Source organism: Wolbachia endosymbiont (group A) of Chalcis sispes (assembly GCF_964026765.1).
GTDB lineage: Bacteria > Pseudomonadota > Alphaproteobacteria > Rickettsiales > Anaplasmataceae > Wolbachia > Wolbachia pipientis.
In genome coordinates, this window is the sequence record NZ_OZ034697.1 from 1,116,057 (window position 1) to 1,135,228 (window position 19,172).

At 34.7% G+C, this 19,172-nt stretch carries 17 protein-coding genes, 1 tRNA gene and 1 pseudogene; 11 read left to right on the top strand and 8 right to left on the bottom strand.

Features of this window, described 5'->3' with window-relative positions:
- Positions 1-6: 6 nt before the first annotated feature.
- From rplI to AAGD72_RS05620, 3 genes are all read left to right on the top strand, one after another.
- Positions 7-561 (top strand): 50S ribosomal protein L9, encoded by a 555-nt coding sequence (gene rplI, locus AAGD72_RS05610; RefSeq protein ID WP_006279792.1) that lies wholly within the window; start codon positions 7-9, stop codon positions 559-561.
- A gap of 236 nt (positions 562-797) precedes the next feature.
- Positions 798-2,090 (top strand): adenylosuccinate lyase, encoded by a 1,293-nt coding sequence (purB, locus tag AAGD72_RS05615; protein WP_341814763.1) that lies wholly within the window; start codon positions 798-800, stop codon positions 2,088-2,090.
- Positions 2,090-2,162 (top strand) — tRNA-Met (locus tag AAGD72_RS05620). Before purB ends, AAGD72_RS05620 begins: the two co-directional genes overlap by 1 nt.
- A 170-nt stretch (positions 2,163-2,332) precedes the next feature.
- Here the strand turns inward: AAGD72_RS05620 and AAGD72_RS05625 are convergent.
- A complete protein-coding gene (locus AAGD72_RS05625; RefSeq protein ID WP_341814764.1) occupies positions 2,333-3,589 on the bottom strand; it encodes an iron-containing alcohol dehydrogenase in 1,257 nt (418 codons plus the stop codon).
- A gap of 42 nt (positions 3,590-3,631) precedes the next feature.
- Here AAGD72_RS05625 and dapE point away from each other — a divergent pair, with 42 nt between their 5' ends.
- Positions 3,632-4,828, top strand: a complete 1,197-nt coding sequence (gene dapE / locus AAGD72_RS05630; RefSeq protein WP_010082500.1) for a succinyl-diaminopimelate desuccinylase — start codon at positions 3,632-3,634, stop codon at positions 4,826-4,828.
- 117 nt (positions 4,829-4,945) lie between these two features.
- Here dapE and nth read toward each other — a convergent pair whose 3' ends face one another.
- Positions 4,946-5,584, bottom strand: a complete 639-nt coding sequence (gene nth, locus AAGD72_RS05635) for an endonuclease III (RefSeq protein ID WP_006279797.1) — start codon at positions 5,582-5,584, stop codon at positions 4,946-4,948.
- Positions 5,585-5,611: 27 nt separating this feature from the next.
- Positions 5,612-7,039 (bottom strand): isocitrate dehydrogenase, encoded by a 1,428-nt coding sequence (gene icd / locus AAGD72_RS05640; protein WP_341814765.1) that lies wholly within the window; start codon positions 7,037-7,039, stop codon positions 5,612-5,614.
- A gap of 143 nt (positions 7,040-7,182) precedes the next feature.
- On the opposite strand from icd, the gene AAGD72_RS05645 reads away from it, so the two are divergent.
- Both AAGD72_RS05645 and AAGD72_RS05650 read left to right on the top strand, forming a co-directional pair.
- Positions 7,183-7,677 (top strand): RDD family protein, encoded by a 495-nt coding sequence (locus AAGD72_RS05645; RefSeq protein ID WP_265026289.1) that lies wholly within the window; start codon positions 7,183-7,185, stop codon positions 7,675-7,677.
- Positions 7,678-7,699: 22 nt separating this feature from the next.
- Entirely contained in the window at positions 7,700-8,176 is a 477-nt protein-coding gene (locus tag AAGD72_RS05650; RefSeq protein ID WP_006279800.1) for an RDD family protein, read from the top strand.
- 166 nt (positions 8,177-8,342) lie between these two features.
- Here the strand turns inward: AAGD72_RS05650 and rho are convergent, their stop codons facing one another.
- The gene (gene rho, locus AAGD72_RS05655) at positions 8,343-9,746 is read right to left on the bottom strand and encodes a transcription termination factor Rho (RefSeq protein WP_007549497.1); all 1,404 of its coding nucleotides are present in this window, start codon (positions 9,744-9,746) and stop codon (positions 8,343-8,345) included.
- Between the two features lie 199 nt (positions 9,747-9,945).
- Positions 9,946-10,548 (bottom strand): cell cycle transcriptional regulator TrcR, encoded by a 603-nt coding sequence (locus AAGD72_RS05660; protein ID WP_010082495.1) that lies wholly within the window; start codon positions 10,546-10,548, stop codon positions 9,946-9,948.
- A gap of 307 nt (positions 10,549-10,855) precedes the next feature.
- On the opposite strand from AAGD72_RS05660, the gene AAGD72_RS05665 reads away from it, so the two are divergent.
- The 5 genes from AAGD72_RS05665 to trpS all read left to right on the top strand — a co-directional run bounded on the left by AAGD72_RS05665 (position 10,856) and on the right by trpS (position 16,010).
- Positions 10,856-12,655, top strand: coding sequence for a SurA N-terminal domain-containing protein (locus tag AAGD72_RS05665; RefSeq protein WP_341814766.1), 1,800 nt, complete (start codon positions 10,856-10,858; stop codon positions 12,653-12,655).
- A 391-nt stretch (positions 12,656-13,046) separates the two neighbouring features.
- On the top strand, positions 13,047-13,367 hold the full coding sequence (rpsP, locus tag AAGD72_RS05670; RefSeq protein WP_341814767.1) for a 30S ribosomal protein S16: 321 nt from the start codon (positions 13,047-13,049) through the stop codon (positions 13,365-13,367).
- A gap of 10 nt (positions 13,368-13,377) precedes the next feature.
- Positions 13,378-14,364, top strand: coding sequence for a polyprenyl synthetase family protein (locus AAGD72_RS05675; RefSeq protein WP_182320705.1), 987 nt, complete (start codon positions 13,378-13,380; stop codon positions 14,362-14,364).
- A gap of 61 nt (positions 14,365-14,425) precedes the next feature.
- Positions 14,426-14,971, top strand: coding sequence for a nucleotide exchange factor GrpE (locus AAGD72_RS05680; RefSeq protein WP_341814768.1), 546 nt, complete (start codon positions 14,426-14,428; stop codon positions 14,969-14,971).
- Between the two features lie 40 nt (positions 14,972-15,011).
- Complete coding sequence (gene trpS, locus AAGD72_RS05685) at positions 15,012-16,010, top strand: tryptophan--tRNA ligase (protein WP_341814769.1); 999 nt, start codon at positions 15,012-15,014, stop codon at positions 16,008-16,010.
- Between the two features lie 175 nt (positions 16,011-16,185).
- Here the strand turns inward: trpS and AAGD72_RS05690 are convergent, their stop codons facing one another.
- The 3 genes and pseudogenes from AAGD72_RS05690 to AAGD72_RS05700 form a co-directional block, all read right to left on the bottom strand.
- Positions 16,186-16,947 carry an alpha/beta hydrolase gene (locus tag AAGD72_RS05690; protein WP_012673268.1) on the bottom strand — a complete coding sequence of 254 codons (762 nt, stop codon included), beginning with the start codon at positions 16,945-16,947 and terminating at the stop codon, positions 16,186-16,188.
- A 1-nt stretch (position 16,948) separates the two neighbouring features.
- Positions 16,949-17,476 carry a c-type cytochrome gene (locus AAGD72_RS05695; protein WP_010082469.1) on the bottom strand — a complete coding sequence of 176 codons (528 nt, stop codon included), beginning with the start codon at positions 17,474-17,476 and terminating at the stop codon, positions 16,949-16,951.
- A 440-nt stretch (positions 17,477-17,916) separates the two neighbouring features.
- Positions 17,917-19,172: pseudogene (locus AAGD72_RS05700) on the bottom strand (IS4 family transposase).

The window sequence follows — 19,172 nt, forward strand, 5'->3', positions numbered from 1 at the left end:
TAATTTATGTTGATAATTTTAAAGGAAAATATAAGGACTTTAGGTAAGCTTGGTGAAGTTGTCAAAGTTAAACCAGGTTATGCACGTAATTTTCTTTTTCCACAAAGAAAAGCGGTGAAAGCTACCAAGGAAAATTTAACAAAGCTAGAGGAGCAACGTTTATTACTGGAAGAAGAGAATATAAAAAGATTAAATGTAGCAAAAGAGCTTGCATTGTCACTACATGATAAGTTTGTGGTATTGATAAAGCAAGCTTCAGAGGATGGTAAAATTTTTGGTTCTGTAACAACACGTGAAATTGCGAAAATTTTACTACAAGAAGGACATGTGATAGATCACCGTAGTTTATCTTTTGGTGGAGTAAGCATCAAAAACTTGGGTGAATACCAAGTAAACGTAGAATTACATAGTGAAGTAGTAGTACCAATTACTATATACGTCGTAAAATCCGAAACAGATGCAAATGAGCTAAGGCAAGTAAAATTGCAAAATCAGAAGTCTGAGCAACAAGAGGCAGAGCAAGATGCGAATAAAGAAGCTACTGATGGTGATGATAGCTGATCAAAGATGATCCCTTGTTATAGTCGTAAAGAAATGTCTGCCATGGCTAAGCTGGTGTCATCCCAGTGCTTCCCTCATGTCATCCCAGTGCGTGACACTGGGATCCAGTTTATTTCATCATGGACATTATTTTATGCTTCTAGAATCCGTTGTCCATTGAATAATTTGCAAATACTTTTATATCTGGATTCCAGTGTCACGCACTGGAATGACACCATTATTGGAATAAATCAAAAATGATTCCCCGCTATAGCAGAAAAGAAATGTCTTCCATTTGGGAGGAAAATAATAAATTTAATATATGGCTTAAAATAGAAAAATTAGCGTGTGAAGCTCAAGCAAAGTTAGGAGTGATTCCGAATAATATTGCTGAGAACCTCTCTGGTGCTATTGAATTTGATGTTGAATGTATCAACGAAATTGAATCCATTGTAAAACATGATGTTATAGCTTTTCTGACATATATTGCTAAAAAAGCGGGAGTTGATGTTCGTTATCTTCATTATGGAATGACAAGTTCTGATGTTTTGGATACATGCCTTGCGGTGCAACTGAAAGAGTCCTGTGATATTTTGCTCGAGAATCTAAAAAATTTACTTGCAGCATTGAAAAAAAAAGCTGAGGACTATAAAGATATTGTTTGTGTTGGACGCAGTCACGGAATGCATGCAGAACCAACAACTCTTGGAATAAAATTTGCCAGATTTTATGCTGAATTTAAACGCAATTATCAGAGATTAATTAGCGCGCAAAAAGAGATCTCAATTTGTAAAATATCAGGTGCAGTAGGTAATTTTGCAAATGTTGATCCGTTTGTTGAAGAGTATGTAGCGAAAGAAATGGGACTCATACCTGAAACCATATCATCTCAAGTCATTCCTCGTGATAGACATGCCATGTTCTTTTCAATTTTGGGAGTGATTGCAAGCTCAATAGAAAATATTGCAATTGAAATTCGTCATTTGCAAAGAACTGAAATCGGCGAAATTTCTGAGCATTTTTCCACTGGGCAGAAGGGAAGCTCTGCTATGCCACACAAATGTAATCCTATTTTAAGTGAAAATCTGACTGGACTCTCACGTTTAATACGCAGTTATGTTTTTCCTGCGTTAGAAAATGTTGCATTGTGGCACGAACGTGATATATCACACTCATCTGTGGAAAGATGCATTGCTCCTGATGCTTGTATAACAATGGATTTTGCTTTAGTGCGATTAACAGATTTGATAGATAAATTGGTGATCAATAAGGAAAACATTGAAAAGAACTTAAATTCTTCAAAAGGTTTAGTTTTCTCACAGCGTGTATTGCTTGAGTTAGTAAATAGTGGTTTGGCGAGGGAAGAGGCGTATAAAATTGTTCAGAGCAATGCAATGAAAGTGAAACAAAACAACAGTGATTTTCTGGCCGAATTGAAACAAGATAAACTCTTACTTAAGGTTATTAACTCGGAAAAACTTGAATCTTTGTTTGATTTGAAATATTATACAAAACATGTAGGTCACATGTATAGCAAGGTTTTCAATTAGGCTGAGTAGCTCAGTTGGTAGAGCAGGAGGATCATAATCTCTTGGTCGGGGGTTCAAGTCCCTCCTCAGCCACTCGAACTAAACTATGTTTAGCAAAGCAGTGCTATTGGTGAAACCCAGTGTCAGTTACTTGGAATGAGTTGTATATCCACTCAGGTGAGGAGACAATGGATAAGAGATTGTGAAAAGGGTTTAGCTTTTGGCCTATGATCTCTTTAAATGACAGAATTTCACTACAAAACTTAACTTTCTTCTATGCAGTTAGCTAAGTCAAGAAAGGTGAATCTATCTCTTGTTGTAAACGCAAGATCGACCACTTTACAATATTGTTCTTTATTCCAACTGAGGTGCTCTGGTAAGTGTGGAATTGATAGATCTTCAAATATTTTTTGCAGGTGTTTTGCAGGTAGTAAATTTTGCTTAATTAAACTGGAAATATTATGCCATTCTTTACAAATAATCTCTTGGATTTTTTGCTGCATAATTTGCTTCTGTTCAAAAGTTCTTACAAATTCGATATTATCAAAGCACTGAGTTATATGTTTTACATCTAAAGTGGTCGGTTTGATAATCGGGTTTTGTATTGATAATATCTTTTCCTGCAAATTAGCCATGGTAATCGTCGTAACAGCAATTTTTTCGCCATGTAGTAAGGAATGATCTCTTGTTACCATTTCCATTGCGTGAGCTATCATATGCTCTCCTTGGCTTGCAGAATAGCTGCCTTTTGATATTACCATTCCAAGTCCTGAAATTAGTAGAACTTCCATAAGTAATAGGACCACTTTTCTACTTCTTTTAGTAAGCGCCGTATACTCTCTTAGCAAAATTTGCTCCAAATCGCGAACAAGTGTAAAAGGTAATTCATTGTATTCTGTGCCAAGCAACAAATGAGATAGTAGCCAGTCAGCCTGAACTGTTGAACGACAAATGAAATCTGCAAATCCGCTTAATGTGAGACGCAGTGGTGCATTGGCAAGTATGTCTATATCTATATATACTGCTCTTGGAAGATGTGCTTTGAACGATTTTTTATATCCATTTACTAATATTGAAGCATTTGCAGAGGTATATCCATTCATAGAAGCGGCTGTTGGGAACGATATATAATCTTTTTTCTCGAGGTAGCTTGCATATTTGCAGATATCGTTAACAGTGCCGCTACCAAATGCAACTATTAAGTCACTGTCTTTTGCTTTGTTTCTAACTAGATTTACGGTTTCAAGAGAGGCAGCTCTGCTTGGTGTCATTTCTCTACCTGATGTCATCCCAGCGCGTGACACTGGAATGGCAGGTGGAGCTGGAATAATTAAGTTAGGAATTTTATTAAGTACGTTTTTGTTTAAAAGTTTTGCTGTATTTTTATCTGCAACTAGAAAGACGTCATTTCCGTGTCGTGTGCATATTTCATAGATATCATCAGCAAGGTAGTAATCTGTTATTACTTCCCTTAGAAAAGTTTGTTCGGTTTGATGTAATATTTGTTTTAAATAGTGCATAGAGTGTTTACAATATAGCAGTATAAGTATTTTAAGATTGACATGAAAATTGACCCTGTAGAGCTAACTAGGAAATTGATCTCTTTTGAGAGTATAACACCAGAAGACAGCGGGGCAATAGAGTATATAGCAACAATCTTCAAAAAGAGCGGCTTTGATTGTGAGATTTTAGAATTTGGTGATAAAGTTAAAAATCTTTATGCGAAATATATAAATGGAGTACCAAATTTGTGCTTTGCTGGGCACGTTGATGTTGTACCACCGGGTCAGTTAAAAGATTGGGCATTTGGTCCATTTAAACCAGAAGTGAGGGATGGAATGCTATATGGAAGAGGGGCCGCTGATATGAAAAGCGGAGTAGCTGCATTTATTGCTGCTATGGTAAATTTGATTGCAGAGAAGTTTCAATTTAATGGTTCGATAAGTGCATTGATTACCAGTGCTGAAGAAAGCATGGAAGAATATGGAACAAAGGCAGTTTTGGAATGGATGAAAAATAAGCAGAAAAAGATAGATTTTTGTGTGGTTGGCGAACCAACCAGTAGTGAGAAATTAGGTGATACCATAAAAATAGGCAGAAGAGGTTCTGTAACATTTGAATTAATTTGCCATGGAAAACAAGGGCACGTTGCCTACCCAGACCTAGCAGACAATCCAATATATAAGGTAATATCGATATTGAGTAAGGTAAAAAATACTACTTTTGATCATGGTAATAAATATTTTCAGCCTTCACATTGCGAAGTTACTACTATCGATGTTGGAAATAATACTAGCAATCTAATACCTGGCTCAGCAACTACACGTTTTAACATTCGATATAACAATGAACAAACACCGGGTGGCTTATATAAGCTGATTGATGAAATATGCTCCAGTGTAACTAACGATTATAAACTTTCTATGCATAGCAGCAGGGACGTTTTCCTCTCTACTCCCGATAGAAATACTGATATTATGCTTGATGCAATAAGTAAGGTTACCAACATTGATGCTATACTTAGCACAAGTGGTGGCACATCTGACGCTGCGTTTATCAAAGATGTTTGTCCAGTGATTGAATTTGGTATAATCAACAAAACTGCACATCAGATAAACGAATGCGTATCAGTAAACGATATACACAAGTTAACAGCTATATATAAGGAATTTATAGAAAATTATTTCAATCCCACTAATAAAATATTGAATCAGGTCAACGTAGTTAGTAATATATCTAGTGGTCCATTGTTAGCTTAGATGTAATCAGATCTCTTGCATAACTGTTGTCTGAATAACAACTGGTGTCATTCCAGCAAAATGTGTCAAGTAAGTTTTTTCGTTTCTATAGCTACTTGGATGACAAAAGAAGAAATACTAGACTTTATACCTTTTGCACTCAAATTCACATAAATCATGAATTATGCACGTTTCACACGAAGGTTTCTGTGCTTTGCAAACATATCTACCATGCAAAACTAGCCAATGATGAGCATAAAGCAGGTATTTTTTGGGAACCACATTTAAAAGAGATTGCTCTGTTTTAAACACATCTTTTTCTTTCACAAGCCCAATTCTATTGCTCACTCTAAAAACGTGAGTATCAACTGCCAATGTTGGAATGCCAAGCCCCGAATTTAAGAACACATTAGCGCTCTTTCTCCCCACTCCAGGCAAAGACACCAAATCATCAAAATTAGTAGGTACTTTGCTGTTGTATCGTTCTACCAATATTTTACTAAGCCCGATTATATTTTTTGCTTTGGAATTATATAAACCAATACTGCTTATGCATTTTTTCAGCTCACTCTGCCCAAAGCTCAGCATTTTTTCTGGCGTATCAGCGATATTAAATAGTTCTCTTGTAATTTTATTAACGCTTACATCAGTTGTCCGCGCTGATAAAACTATCGCAACCAGTAACGTAAAATGATTGGTATAATTTAGCTCTATTTTTGGCGCAGGATTTGATTGTTGAAACTTTTCAAATATTAGTTCTACTTTTTTTGAGTCCATTTCATTTACCACACCTCTTTTAAATATTTAAACAAAGAACCCCTCTTTCCCATCATACAAATACAATTTGTCCATTCTCACCACGTCAAAATTGTGTTCTTCAAGTTTGATTAGCAAGTTATTCACATCACTATTTGTAATAGCTTGCTTTTCATTATTTGCGATAAACCTACAGGTTATTTGATCACTTGAAGGTTTTGAGTTTCCTGGCCAAATCGCAAGACCTTTTGAGTATATTGCTATCATTTGCAGATTACTCGATTCAAATAACCTAACTATTTGGTCAAAGTTGCTGGATTTGTCCCAAGCAAGCGCTATATCACTACCTACTAGCTTTTTGGTTTTATAGTCCTGTTCATAGCTATTTTGTATTTCACTTATTTTGCTATTTGTACTGCTACCGACTGTAAGCTCAGATAATGTTTTCGGTTTTTTTCCTAGATTATCTATAACGGCTTCTGCAAATTCTTTGGTACCAATTTTCTGTTTACTCTTTTTCTCTTTATATAAATCGGCGGTATGTATTCCATCCTCCAAAGTCTTGAGCCATGCATCGTAAATTAGTTTTGCAGTACTCACTTGACTGATGTAGACCAACATATGCACTGCAGCATTCAAAAGTCCAGAAGGATTAGCTATGTTTTTTCCTGCAATATCAGGAGCAGAACCGTGCACTGCTTCAAACATTGCATATTCATTACCTATATTGCTACTTCCAGCGAGTCCAACAGATCCAGAGGTTTGCGCCACAATGTCCGATAATATATCGCCATATAAGTTCTCGGTTACTATAACATCGAAATTCTCCGGTTCTGTGGCAACACGTGCCATCCCAATATCGACTATATAATGTTCTGCCTTTATGTCCGGGTATTCCTTTGCAATACGATCAAACGCCGCATGGAAAGTTCCGTCAGTCATTTTCATTATGTTATCTTTAGTAAGACAAGTTACCTTCTTTCTACTATGTTTTTTTGCATATTCAAAAGCGTACCTGCATATTTTTTCTGAGCCGGATCTAGTAATAATTTTAGTGCATTGGTAAGAGTCACCAGTGAGCCTGTGCTCTATTCCGGTGTAAACGTCCTCTTCATTTTCACGTATTACTACGATATCAAACTTATCGAATTTATTTTCTATAACAGGATGATATGAAATGCATGGTCTGATATTTGCATACAACCCTAGATTTTTTCTGAGTGCAACGTTTAAGCTTTTGTGGCCTTTACCTTGAGGAGTTGTTGTCGGAGATTTTAATAATATTTTTGTCCTTTCAATTGATTCCCAACCACTTGGAGAAATTCCATGAGACCATCCCTTACTATAAACACGCTCTCCTATTTCAATAATATCTACCGAGATCTTTGCCTCTGCTTCGCGCAATATCGACAGCACCGCTTCCATAATTTCTGGCCCGATACCGTCGCCATACGCAACTGTGATTGGTGTTGACATAACTTCCTTAACTGTAAATGATTTAATGTTAATTCAAATAATAGAGTGGCACAAGTAGCTAATATTACCCATATTAGTATATTTACGGTTATTTAATAACGTATTTTTATACTAGTTACGTCACAGTAGAACATGGGCAGAGTATGGATACTAAAGTAAGTTATGCAGGGATTACAAGACGTATTTTTGCATTTGCAATCGATTATGTTTTAGCACAGGGAATGGGGTTTGTTATCGGATTTATCATTGGATTTACTTTAGCATATTCTCTATCACTCAATGTAACTGAAATGATTTTAGATAAAGCAGTAACTATACAAGTAATAGGGTTGATATTGGAATTAATATTTTATGTATTTACGATAATAGAATTTGGCGGTACTCCAGGACAATTGTTACTTCGCATGCGTGTAAAAGACGAAAATACACTTGAAAAAATCACTCTAATACAAGCAATAAGCAGAACAGCAGTTTTTGGAGTATTATATTTTATAATCTGCTACACACTATTCAATATTTCTAGTCTATTCATAGTTGTATCAATCTTAATCATATTATTTGCAATCCTTGACCAGCGTAAACAATTTCTTCACGACAAAATTGCAAAAACAGTAGTAATAGACTATAAACCTAGTTGATATTTTTCTTTATAGGTAGTACATGGATAAAAAAGTAAACTACTCAACGATGACAAGACGTACTCTAGCATTTATAGTTGATTGTATTTTATTTATCGCAATACCATTTGGTTTAATGGCGGTGGGTTTCTCACTTACACACGCAATACAAGGGATCATGGGTGCAATAATTGTAATCACCACGATTGTATTTTCTTTATTTTTAATGATACCATGTATATTTCATATATTCATGCTAGTAAAATTTGGCGGCACTCCAGGACACTTGTTATTTAGCATGCGTGTAAAAGACAAAGATACATTTGAGTCAATCACTACAATGCAAGCAATGAAAAGGACTATAGCTCTTTTTATAATTTATTGCATATCACTTTGTAATCCCATTTTATTCTTAGCTATACTAATCTTAGTTTTAGTATGTGCAGTAGGTGATGAACATAAACAAGCTTTTCACGACAAAATTGCAAACACGGTAGTGATAGATTATAAACCTAGTTGATATTTTCCTTTAGCTGTCTGCCACCAAGGGTGTCATTCCAGTGTCACGCGCTAACTTAAGGTAAATTGCCAACTTAACTATAAATATATTTTGGTAAATCCAAATTATTTTAGCTATAAGAGCGTTTTACTTTTTGCTCAGCATATCCATCATAACTGGCTTACTTTTAGTGATTCATGGAGTTAAAAAAGTCAGCATTGCTCTTTGTTAAAAGTAGTTTGTCACGTAAAAATTCCATTGCTTCAACGGGTCCCATAGGATTGAGTATCCTACGCACCACCCATATTTTATTTAGTATAGCCTTATCAACTAATAGCTCTTCCTTCCTTGTTCCGGATTTTGTAATATCAATAGCTGGAAATATACGTTTATCAGAAAGTTTTCTATCAAGTATGATCTCAGCATTTCCTGTACCTTTAAACTCTTCAAAAATAACTTCATCCATTTTTGAACCAGTCTCTATAAGAGCTGTGGCGATTATAGTTAAAGAACCCCCATTCTCAATATTACGAGCTGCTCCAAAAAAGCGTTTTGGTCTCTGCAGTGCGTTTGAATCTACACCACCAGTTAGAACTTTCCCAGACGAAGGAATAACCGCATTATAAGCACGTGCAAGTCTAGTAATATTGTCAAGTAGAATTACCACATCTTTTTTATGCTCAACCATTCTTTTAGCTTTTTCTATTACTATTTCAGCAAGCTGTACGTGACGGTAAGCAGGCTCATCGAACGTAGAACTTACTACCTCACCTTTTACAGAACGTATCATATCTGTTACTTCTTCAGGTCTTTCATCTATAAGTAACACTATTAATTCTACTTCAGGGTGATTTATAGCTATAGAGTTAGCCATTTGCTGAAGCAATACAGTTTTTCCTGTGCGAGGTGGAGCAACTACTAACGCTCTTTGCCCTTTTCCAAGAGGAGCTACTATATCTATAGCACGCATGCTTAAGCCTTTTTTATCATCACCATTATTACACTCAAGTACTATGCTTTCCTCAGGATAAAGAGGAAGCAAATTATCAAAATGGACGTACTTTCTTAATTCACTTACTTCAGTAGAGTTTATACTTTGAACCTTAGTTAAAGTAAAATATCTCTCTTTATCACCAGGTGGCCTTATTTCTCCATATGCCATATCTCCTGTACGTAAATTAAACTTCTTTATTTGCCCGTTAGAAATATAAACATCATCGGTACTTGGGGCATAATTTGCACTTGCTGAACGTAAGAAACCAAAACCATCAGGCAATATTTCCACTATTCCACTCCCTGTGGTTATGCCTCCTTCTTCACTCATTTTTTTCATTAAGCTGAATATTATTTCCTGCTTTAGCATTCTACCATTGCTTTTACCGTTAGTTGAAATTTTTCTTTCTTCAGCTAACTCTAACAATTCTTCTGCTGTTTTCTCTTTTAATTCGCTCAGATCTAATGTTTTTCTGTTTTTCTCAGTACCTTCATTGACCATCTGTTTTACTGTATCGTTATTGTAAATTTGCTCACTTTTTTCAGGTTGAGCTGTAACCTTTCCTTTTGCCAAAACATCTTCATTGATTGTTGTCATAATCCTCCAAAAATTTTAATTGATGCTTACTAACCTAAAATGTGACTATAAGATAATAAATTAGGCTGAGTTAGTTTCAGTGCGTATTAAGCTTAATTATCATTAAACCCCGTACTTTACTTACATTATACTAATAAACACTAGCAAGTCAAGTTAATTTAATGTTAACAAAGCACAAAAATTTGAGGATTTTCAATAGCTATTCTTTATATTTTTTTAACCTTTCTTGCTTCTCCTCTTCTACTTTTGCTTTTTCCACTTCTGCTTCTAAATTTTCTTGACTACATAAGCCGAGTAGTACAGGATCTTGGGGTTTTATATTTTGCATGTTATGATGAGATCCATCTCTTACCTGCTCAACTGTGTAATTTGTTGTACTAATTAATTTAGCTATAACGTTATTGTCCAAGATAGGAAATTTTTTTACTAAATAATAAATCGCATCAGGTTTATCTCTACGTCTTGCCGTAGAGGCAAAGCCAAGAATGCTACCAATCGCTTTACTCCTTTTTTTTATATTTTTTATAATCAAATTTGGTACACGATTTGGATTTTTTTTGCAATCATCGATTTCTTTTTCAGTAATTATTCCAGAAATAATAGGGTTATATTTTTCTACTTCTATTTCCTCATCAGCTATGTCTTGTACTTCTTCAAGGGCCAATCTGCAACATTGTGCTATTTGATTAAAAGTTAAACCAGTGTTGTCTACTAACCAAGCAGCTATTTGCACTAGAAACTGTTTATTTCTATCGTTATTGCCCTTAGAAGATTCCATTGACATCAAAAAAGCATCTCCCATTTAAAGTATCCATTACTGTTATACAGAGCTAAAATATAAGCTATTAAAACTAAAAAAGCATTAATTTTGTCATTCAATAACTTTTTGTTTGTCACTTCCCACCTCTTAAGTTAATTAAATGCTCTCACCTTTAAGCATATTTCCCCTTCTTAAGGTATAGTATAACTCAGTTAAACATATGTTTCTATTTAAGAAGAGAGTTAAATTTTAAGTTAATATATTATATATATTAACTAATAAAGCAACAGGTTTACAAGTATTAAATTATCACTATTCTATAATTAACCATTAATTAACTGAGTTTAAAATGAATGTTAAAAATTTTTTCACTAAAGTAACTGTTGTCCTTTTAGCTTGCTTGTTAATCTTTGTGGGAGTTGGCAACCTTTTATCAGGTGATGATGAAAAAGAAGAGGTAGCTAGGGTTGGAAAAGAAGTTATAACGTCAGATGAGTATAAATCACTATATCAAAATTATGGAAAACAAATTTCTGGATCTGATGCGAGTAGAGAACAAGTAAAAAAGCTGAAATATGATTTACTTAACGCACTTATAGAGCAAAAACTATTGTTTAACCTAACTAGTGAACTGGGGTTGACAGTTGGAGAAGAGTCTATAAAAAACCATATTAAAAACACCAAGTACTTTCAAAATGATAAAGGCGAATTTGACAAAAACAAATTCCATGAAACGCTAAATGACCTGCATATGACAGAGAAAGAGTATATAGCAAAGCTAGAGAAAATCCTGCCTGCAATGATGTTTATGACTTCGTTATTTAAAGATAATTATCCGGTAACTTTTGGCGAGAAAATTGATGAGCAGATATACAACAGTCGCTACCAAACTAGAGTAGTTGATATTGTTAAGATAACTGAAGATGCAGTTACAAACATTCCTGAACCAGATGATCAAACCTTACTTGATTTGTACGAAAGAAATAAATCCCATTTTTATTATCCTGAGTATCGAACTGCGCAATATATTTCTCTAGAACAGAAATATTTTGAAGATCAAATCAAGATCTCAGATGAAGAAGTTGATGGCATAATAGAACAACAAGAACTTAGAGATCAAAGAGACATATTTAATGTAATATTTTCTACCAAAGAAGAAGCTGAGACAGCAAGAAGAGCATGTGAAGAGGGTAAAACAAGCTTTGAACAGATAGTAGAAGAGTTTGGCAAAGCAGAACTTGAAGAAACTAGAGTAAATAATATAACTAAGGATTTTCTACCGGAAGACATGAGAGAGAAGGTGTTTGCTCTTAAAGTAGGTGAAGTAAGTGAAGTTTTAGCAAGCAGTTTTGGTTGGCACATAATAAAAGTGGAAAGTGCGCATCAAATCTCTGATGAAGACTTAGTTGATTTAAAAAAAGACATAAAGTCAGTTTTAACTAACCAAAAGTCTTTTGAAAGAGTCAATGATTTCATAAACCAAGTGAACTATAAGATATACAATGGTTCAGCAATCGAAGAAATATTGAGTGAATATAATTTACCTATACAAACTATTGGTCCAGTAGATGCGAGTGGAAAAGATCAAAGCGGTAATAACGTAGGAGATTCTAGTGATTTGATTTCTTTCATTTTTTCGCGAGAAAAGGATCAGAAAGGTTATTTTAAGGGCGTTGGGGACGCTGTTGTTAGTGTAAAAATCATCGATATCGTTCCACCTAAATCACAAAGTTTTGAAGAAGGCAGGGCATCAGCAGTAGAGCTTTGGCAGAGTGAGTTTATAAAAGAAAGAATGTTTAAAATTGGGCAAGAGTTTGCAGTTCAACTAAGAGAAAAAACAGATTGGGAAAAAATTCAAGGTGTGGAATTAGTTGAAGATCAGCAGATGCATCGCAATGAACAAAACTACCCATTTTCTTTTGTAGAAGAGATTTTCAATATGAAAACAACTGGTTCAGTGACAGACCCTATTCAATACAATAATGAAATTATAATAGGTGTTCTAAAAGAAATGCATTCATCAAATGGCAAATTAAACATGCTTGACACTGGAAAACGTGTGATGATATCGCTAAAAGAGCAATTAATTAGCTATCTGGAATCAAAGTATAAAGTCGAAGTTAATCACGCTATACTTGATGATATATAATCAAAAATCTTATAAGTTGCTTCAAACGCATCCAGTGCCCAGACACACAACTGTACGAACATTGCGATTTGAGAGCAATCTTCACTAGAAAGGATGTCATCCCAGTGCCCAGACACTGGGATCCAGGAATTTTATTAAGTTGGTAAGCATAAAAGTAGCCGTTTTATGTTAAAATACAACGTTTTAATGATTAAAAAAAGGCTGGATTCCAGTGTCAGCTACTTGCATGACACCATTTGTTGTCTTCAAAAATGAATGTTCGTGCAGTTATGCGCCCGGCACATCCTACATTATTGGTAATTATATTATAAGGTGCAAAAGTTGTATAATTCATTTGACTTAAAACGGCTCATTGTATAAAATTGTGGCTAATATATGAATAAAGGTTAACATGGCAGTTAAAATAAGGTTGGCGAGGTTTGGCGCAAAGAAACGCCCTTTTTATAGAATAGTTGTAGCTGATTCACGAGCACCAAGAGATGGGCGTTTTATTGAGAAAATAGGACAATATGATCCAATGTTACCAAAAGACAATAAAAATCGTGTTGTGGTGAAAGCTGATAGATTAAAACATTGGCTAAGTGTAGGCGCGCAGGCAACTGAAAGAGTACTGTGGTTTATCAAAAAAGGCATGGTAACTTTAGAAACAGAACCAAAGAAAACAGAAAAGAAGAAAGTAGAGAACGAGAAAGCACAAGGGCAAGAGGCATAAGTCTCTTAAAATGCTAAATACTGATTTAACAAACAGCGATAAATTAGACGATATTGTATCTTCTGATTTGTCAGCTATGAATGACTTTGTCTTCAAAAATGTCAATGATGAAGATGCTAAGCTTGCTACTGATATTATATCTCATCTTGTTAGGTCAGGTGGAAAAAAAATAAGGCCTAAACTAGTTTTTATTATATGTAAAATGCTAAACTATTCTGGGGAGAATAGGATCAATGTTGCTGCATCGGTAGAGTTTATACACAATGCTACTTTACTTCATGATGATGTGCTCGATGAAAGTGAGGCACGCCATGGAGTTAAAACAGCGAATAAGATTTGGGGAAATAAATCAAGCATTTTAGTTGGTGATCTATTGTTGACTCTAGCATTTAGATGGCTTATAGAGTGTGGAAATTTAAATATTCTCTCTATTTTATCTAAAGCATCGCATTTACTTGTGAAGGGTGAAATAAAGCAGATGACAGCACGCTTTGACCCCCACACAGTCAGGGAAAATTATTTTGATATCATTGGAGAAAAGACAGCATCTTTATTTTCTGCATGCTGTGAAGCTGCATCAACAGTATCTGGTGCAACAAATGACGAAACAGAGAGGCTAAAGAATTTTGGTTTTAATTTTGGTATGGCATTTCAAATAGTTGATGATATGCTCGATTATACTGCTAATCAAGGCACTTCTGGAAAGCAAGTCGGAAAAGACTTTTTCGAAGGTAAAGTCACCTTACCTGCTATTATAGCATACGAAAAGGGCAGTCCAGCAGAGCAAACATTCTGGGAAAAATGCTTTTCTTCAGCTAGACACAATTTTGACCAAGCATTACACTATATTAATCACCATAATGCCATTCAGCTTTCTATGGAAAAAGCTAGACACTACATTAATATGGCACAAAATGATATTAGTACTTTTTCTGATTCTTTTTATAAAACTACTTTAATTAACTTTTTAAATGCGAGCATAGAAAGACGAATGTAGCTGGCGCTTGATATTTTCAGATTAATTGTTATATATTTATTAGATTCTTAAGGGTAATGATATGTCAGATAGCAGTAAGGAGAAAAAGAAGAAGTTTGCTGATATGGTAAGTAGGCAGAAAGGTGACGATCAACAAAGTGATAACCATAAGCAAACTGATGATTTAAATGAAGATCTCAATACATTAAAAGAACGTGCAGTTCAGCTTGAAGATCATTTACGCCGTGCTGTTGCAGATAATGAAAACGTCAAACGTATAATGCAAAAGCAAATTAGCGATGCAAGTGACTATGCAGTCACAAAATTTGCACGTGATATGATTGACTCGTGTGACAATTTAAAAAAAGTAATGGAAATTTTGAAAGACGGTGATCCTGTTCATGAGGGGATTAAAGTAGCTTATCAAAAAATTATAAATGATCTGAAAAAACATGGAATAGAGGAAGTAGATCCACTTGGTGAGCTTTTTGATAGTAATTTACACCAAGCTGTTGTGGAAAGAGAAGACAATGAAAAAGAGCCTGGCACCATTGTAGAGGTACTACAAACTGGTTATACTATCAAAAATAGGTTGCTCCGCCCTGCAATGGTTATTATTTCTTGCTGATTGTGGAAACGATTAGCAAAACGCATAAGGCACATGTGTAATGACAAGTATTGTCTTTTCAGGTATCCAGCCAAGTGGCGTACTACATTTAGGTAATTATCTTGGTGCAATCAAACAGTGGATAGACTTACAGAATAAATACAAATCTCTTTTTTGTATTGTCGACCTACACGCAATTACAGCAAATAAGCTTCCCGCAAGTGAATTAAAAAGTAATATTTTTAAAACAGCAGCAGCTTATATTGCATGTGGAATAGATCCAGAAAAGTCCATTATTTTTAATCAGTCCACAGTTAGTGGTCATGCAGAACTGGGCTGGCTGCTTGGGTGCTACACGCCAATTGGTTGGCTTAATCGCATGACTCAATTTAAAGATAAAGCTGGTAGCGATAAACAAAAAGCCTCTCTTGGATTATATAGTTATCCAGTACTTATGGCTGCAGATATATTGTTGTATCAAACTAAATACGTTCCTGTTGGTGATGATCAAAAACAGCATTTGGAGCTTGCACGTGATATTGCATCAGCTTTTAACAATCATTATAAACTGGATTATTTCATCGTACCTGAAATCTTAACTTTGGATTGCACATCAAGAATAATGAGCTTAAGAGATGGTACAAGCAAGATGAGTAAATCTGACCCTTCAGAACATTCGTGCATTAACCTTGATGATACAGATGACTTAATTGTTAAAAAAATAGAAAAAGCAAAAACAGATTCAATTCTAGGCTTTGCTACTTTAGAGTGCCGACCGGAAATAAGCAATTTGATAAACATTTATTCAGTGCTTAGTAATTTAAATGTGGAAAAAGTGTGTGAAGAAGTGAACAAGCATGACATGAAGCACTTCAAAAAAGAGTTAGCTGATTTAATTATCAGTGTTATATCACCCATACGTGAGAAAATGAATGATCTTTTAAAAGACCAATTCCATTTACATGAAATATTAAAAAAAGGCACAAAGAAAGCAGCAGAAATTGCAACCCATAATATAAAAGAAATCAAGGATATTATTGGATTTGCTCAATATCTGTAAGGTTCCAAAGTGTGATGGTGCGAACCGTCATACCGCCGCGGTATCTCAGCCGCTAACACGTAGCGGGATGACGGTTTTTCAAATTGTCGGTAAATCTAAGTCAGTTTAGCTATAGGCAGCAATTTTCTGTATTTATTTTAAGTTGAAGAAAGCTCAAATGAAAAATCGTGTTTTGCTAAAAATCACAGAATGCAGTCTGGTTACAAAATTCTCTAATGGTCTTAAATAAAACTTCCAGTGAATGATTGTCAGACATATTGTGCTCTGCTGATTTTATTAAGTGTACTTCAACATCGGTTGACTTAATTTTTTCAGCTAAATTCAATGAAGTTTGATAAGGAACATCTTTATCATTAATGCTATGCAGCAAGCGCACAGGACAGTTTATATCTATTGTCTTTTTGTTTAAAAGAAGGTTCTTTCTGCCATCTTCGATCAAATTTTTAGTTATTTTGTATGTACAATGCTCTGAAGTAAAATCTATTACACCTTTAGAATCTAGTTCTTCTTTTTGCTTGCCTGACAATTGCTTGAATATCAAATCTTCAGTAAAATCGGGAGCAGACGATATACCAATTAGTGCTGCAATTTTTTCTGGAAATTGAAGGGCAGTGAGCAACATCAGCCATCCTCCCATACTTGAACCTATAATTATTTGTTTATCGCTAGTTAATTCACTCATTACTTTAGCACAATTTTTTTGCCAATCACTTATCGTGTAATCAATAAAATTACCACTTGAATGACCGTGACCAAAATAATCAAATAGCACAAGTGCTACGTCATTTTCTTGGCAAAATTTGTAAATAGCAGTTGCTTTAGTTCCATCCATATTGGATGCAAATCCACCGAAAAAAACTACAGAAGCTTTCTTTCCTTGTAGCTTTCGATATGCTATGTGACCATTATTTCCATCAAACAATTTACAATAATCCATACTACTTTGGCAAAGCAACCGGGCTATCACTCAATTGATGCAAATAACTAACTAGATCTGCAATTTCTTGTGGATTGGAAATACCTGCAAATGCCATACGTGTACCTTTTATATAGGCTTTTGGGTTCTTTAAAAAGGCAAATAGCTCCTCATACCCCCATTTTCCACCTCTTTCAAGCACTGCTTTTGAGTAATTGAATGAGTTACCAAGATGGGCCTTTTTATTTCCAACTATGTTCCATAAGTTTGGTCCTACTTTATTCATTCCACCTTTCTCAAAACTATGGCAGGCTATACATTTTTTTGCTGCTGATTTACCTTTCTCAAAGCTAGCATTCTGCATGAGCGCTCCAATATCAAGCGCCACTTGCTCGATTTTTTGCTGGAACTCATTGCTGCCAGCAGCTACTATCGTTTGGTGTTCAATCTTATATTCTTCTGGACTGTAAAGCATATCAACTACATTACTAACTATCATAATGATTAGCCCAGAAAGTAAAATCGATGCTGCAATCTTATTAAGCTCCATAGTTAATTTTTATTAAGTAATGTTACTTAAATTATGCGAATATTTTCGCAAATAGCAACCAATTACCTTGAAGCTCGCTAAAGATGAGAGTCTCTATAGCTGACCCAAGAAAGGTTTTCCTACGTCCATACCGCCGCGAACCGTCATACCGCGATTCATTCGCGGTATCTCAGCCGCTAACAAGAGATCCCGCTAACAAGTAGCGGGATGACGAGGTTCACTGCCATTAAGTTAAGGAAAGAATGGTTAAAAACTGAACTAAAAAGTCAGAAATAATTAAGGATTTATGACAAATACTGAAACAGAATAGAGTAAACTTTAAAGCAGATAAACTCTGAAGTGTAAATTACTTAAGAAATAGTTTGTTTAGAAGTCATTTTACAGGAGCTATGGCAATAAGCTACCCAGTTATTATCAGAAGATATGAATACTACCTCTAGTCAAAATATGTGTTTTCTAACCCTTTTTTGGTAATTGAACGAACGAAGATAAGGTACCTTATGACGATCAACTTTCCTTCCCTTTCTTACCGCCAAAGTGTTCATCAAAAATAGCTTTGATAATTGATCCATAATGCAGTCAGTATCTGATTCCGTAGCAAAAATGTCGAAAGCCAAGTTTTTGATCGCGTTAAATGAGACAGATTTGTTAATGCTCCTCTTAAGCTTATCATCGGTTAAGTCCATATTCAACGCTTCTTCTACATCTTCTGTCATAACACTTTCTAGGTTGCTAATAAAGATAGCTGACCAAAAATCCTGTTTAACAGACTCAACACTTTTTCCTGTAAAATTTTCTAGACTTAGTCTTCCTTTGAGTTTTGCAAAAAATGTCTCAACTCCCCAGCGTAAAAAATATAACTCCTTAAATCCTCCAGTTTGAAACTTTTGTTCATCCATTAATGATGTAGCTAACACTTCAATTTCACCAGATGGCAGTACCACTTTGAAGCGTTATTCCACTATTTTCTTGTTTTATCTTACGCTGAGCACATATGGTAACCTCAACACTAGATGGGCTTTTTTCTTCAAACATAGCATTCACTTCATTAAAAGATGATCTGGGACATCGAATGACATAAGCAATTTTTCTTTTTGTAAGGCTAGAAAGAAATTTATAAAATAAATATACAAATCAGTAAGTCATTAGTATTTACAACTTTAAGCATTTCATCTGCTAAGTTAATTTCATGAGTGTTACCTCTATCTAACACTGACCTTATGGCAACATTATTTAACACATCATAACAAACCGCAAAGGTTGCACTTGCATAATCACCTAAATCTTTTGGTTTTTGGTTACGTATTTTTCTTGAGCCAAATTCATTTTTTATTTCAACGCTTGTTGGTAAAATGATTTTGGAGGCATCAAGAGCTAACACTCTAAAGCCAAAACAAGTTTTAAATTTTTGGTCTTGGTAGTACAAGGAAACCACACCTTCGTTAATTTCTGAAAATGCACTGTGTTTCATTTTTTTTCTTGCTTGACTAAAAGCACTAGCAGTAACGGTATAGTCTTTTTTCCTATATAAAATAAATTCGTTTAGTATTACTTGCAGCGACTTTACACTTTTTCTTAAAATTAAGATAAATATGTCAATAAAAGATAACTTCCTCTTTCTCATAAAATCTTTTGAAGATGATTTATGGGATTCTATAAATTCTAGACTTGCCAATTCATTTTGAATAAATTTTAT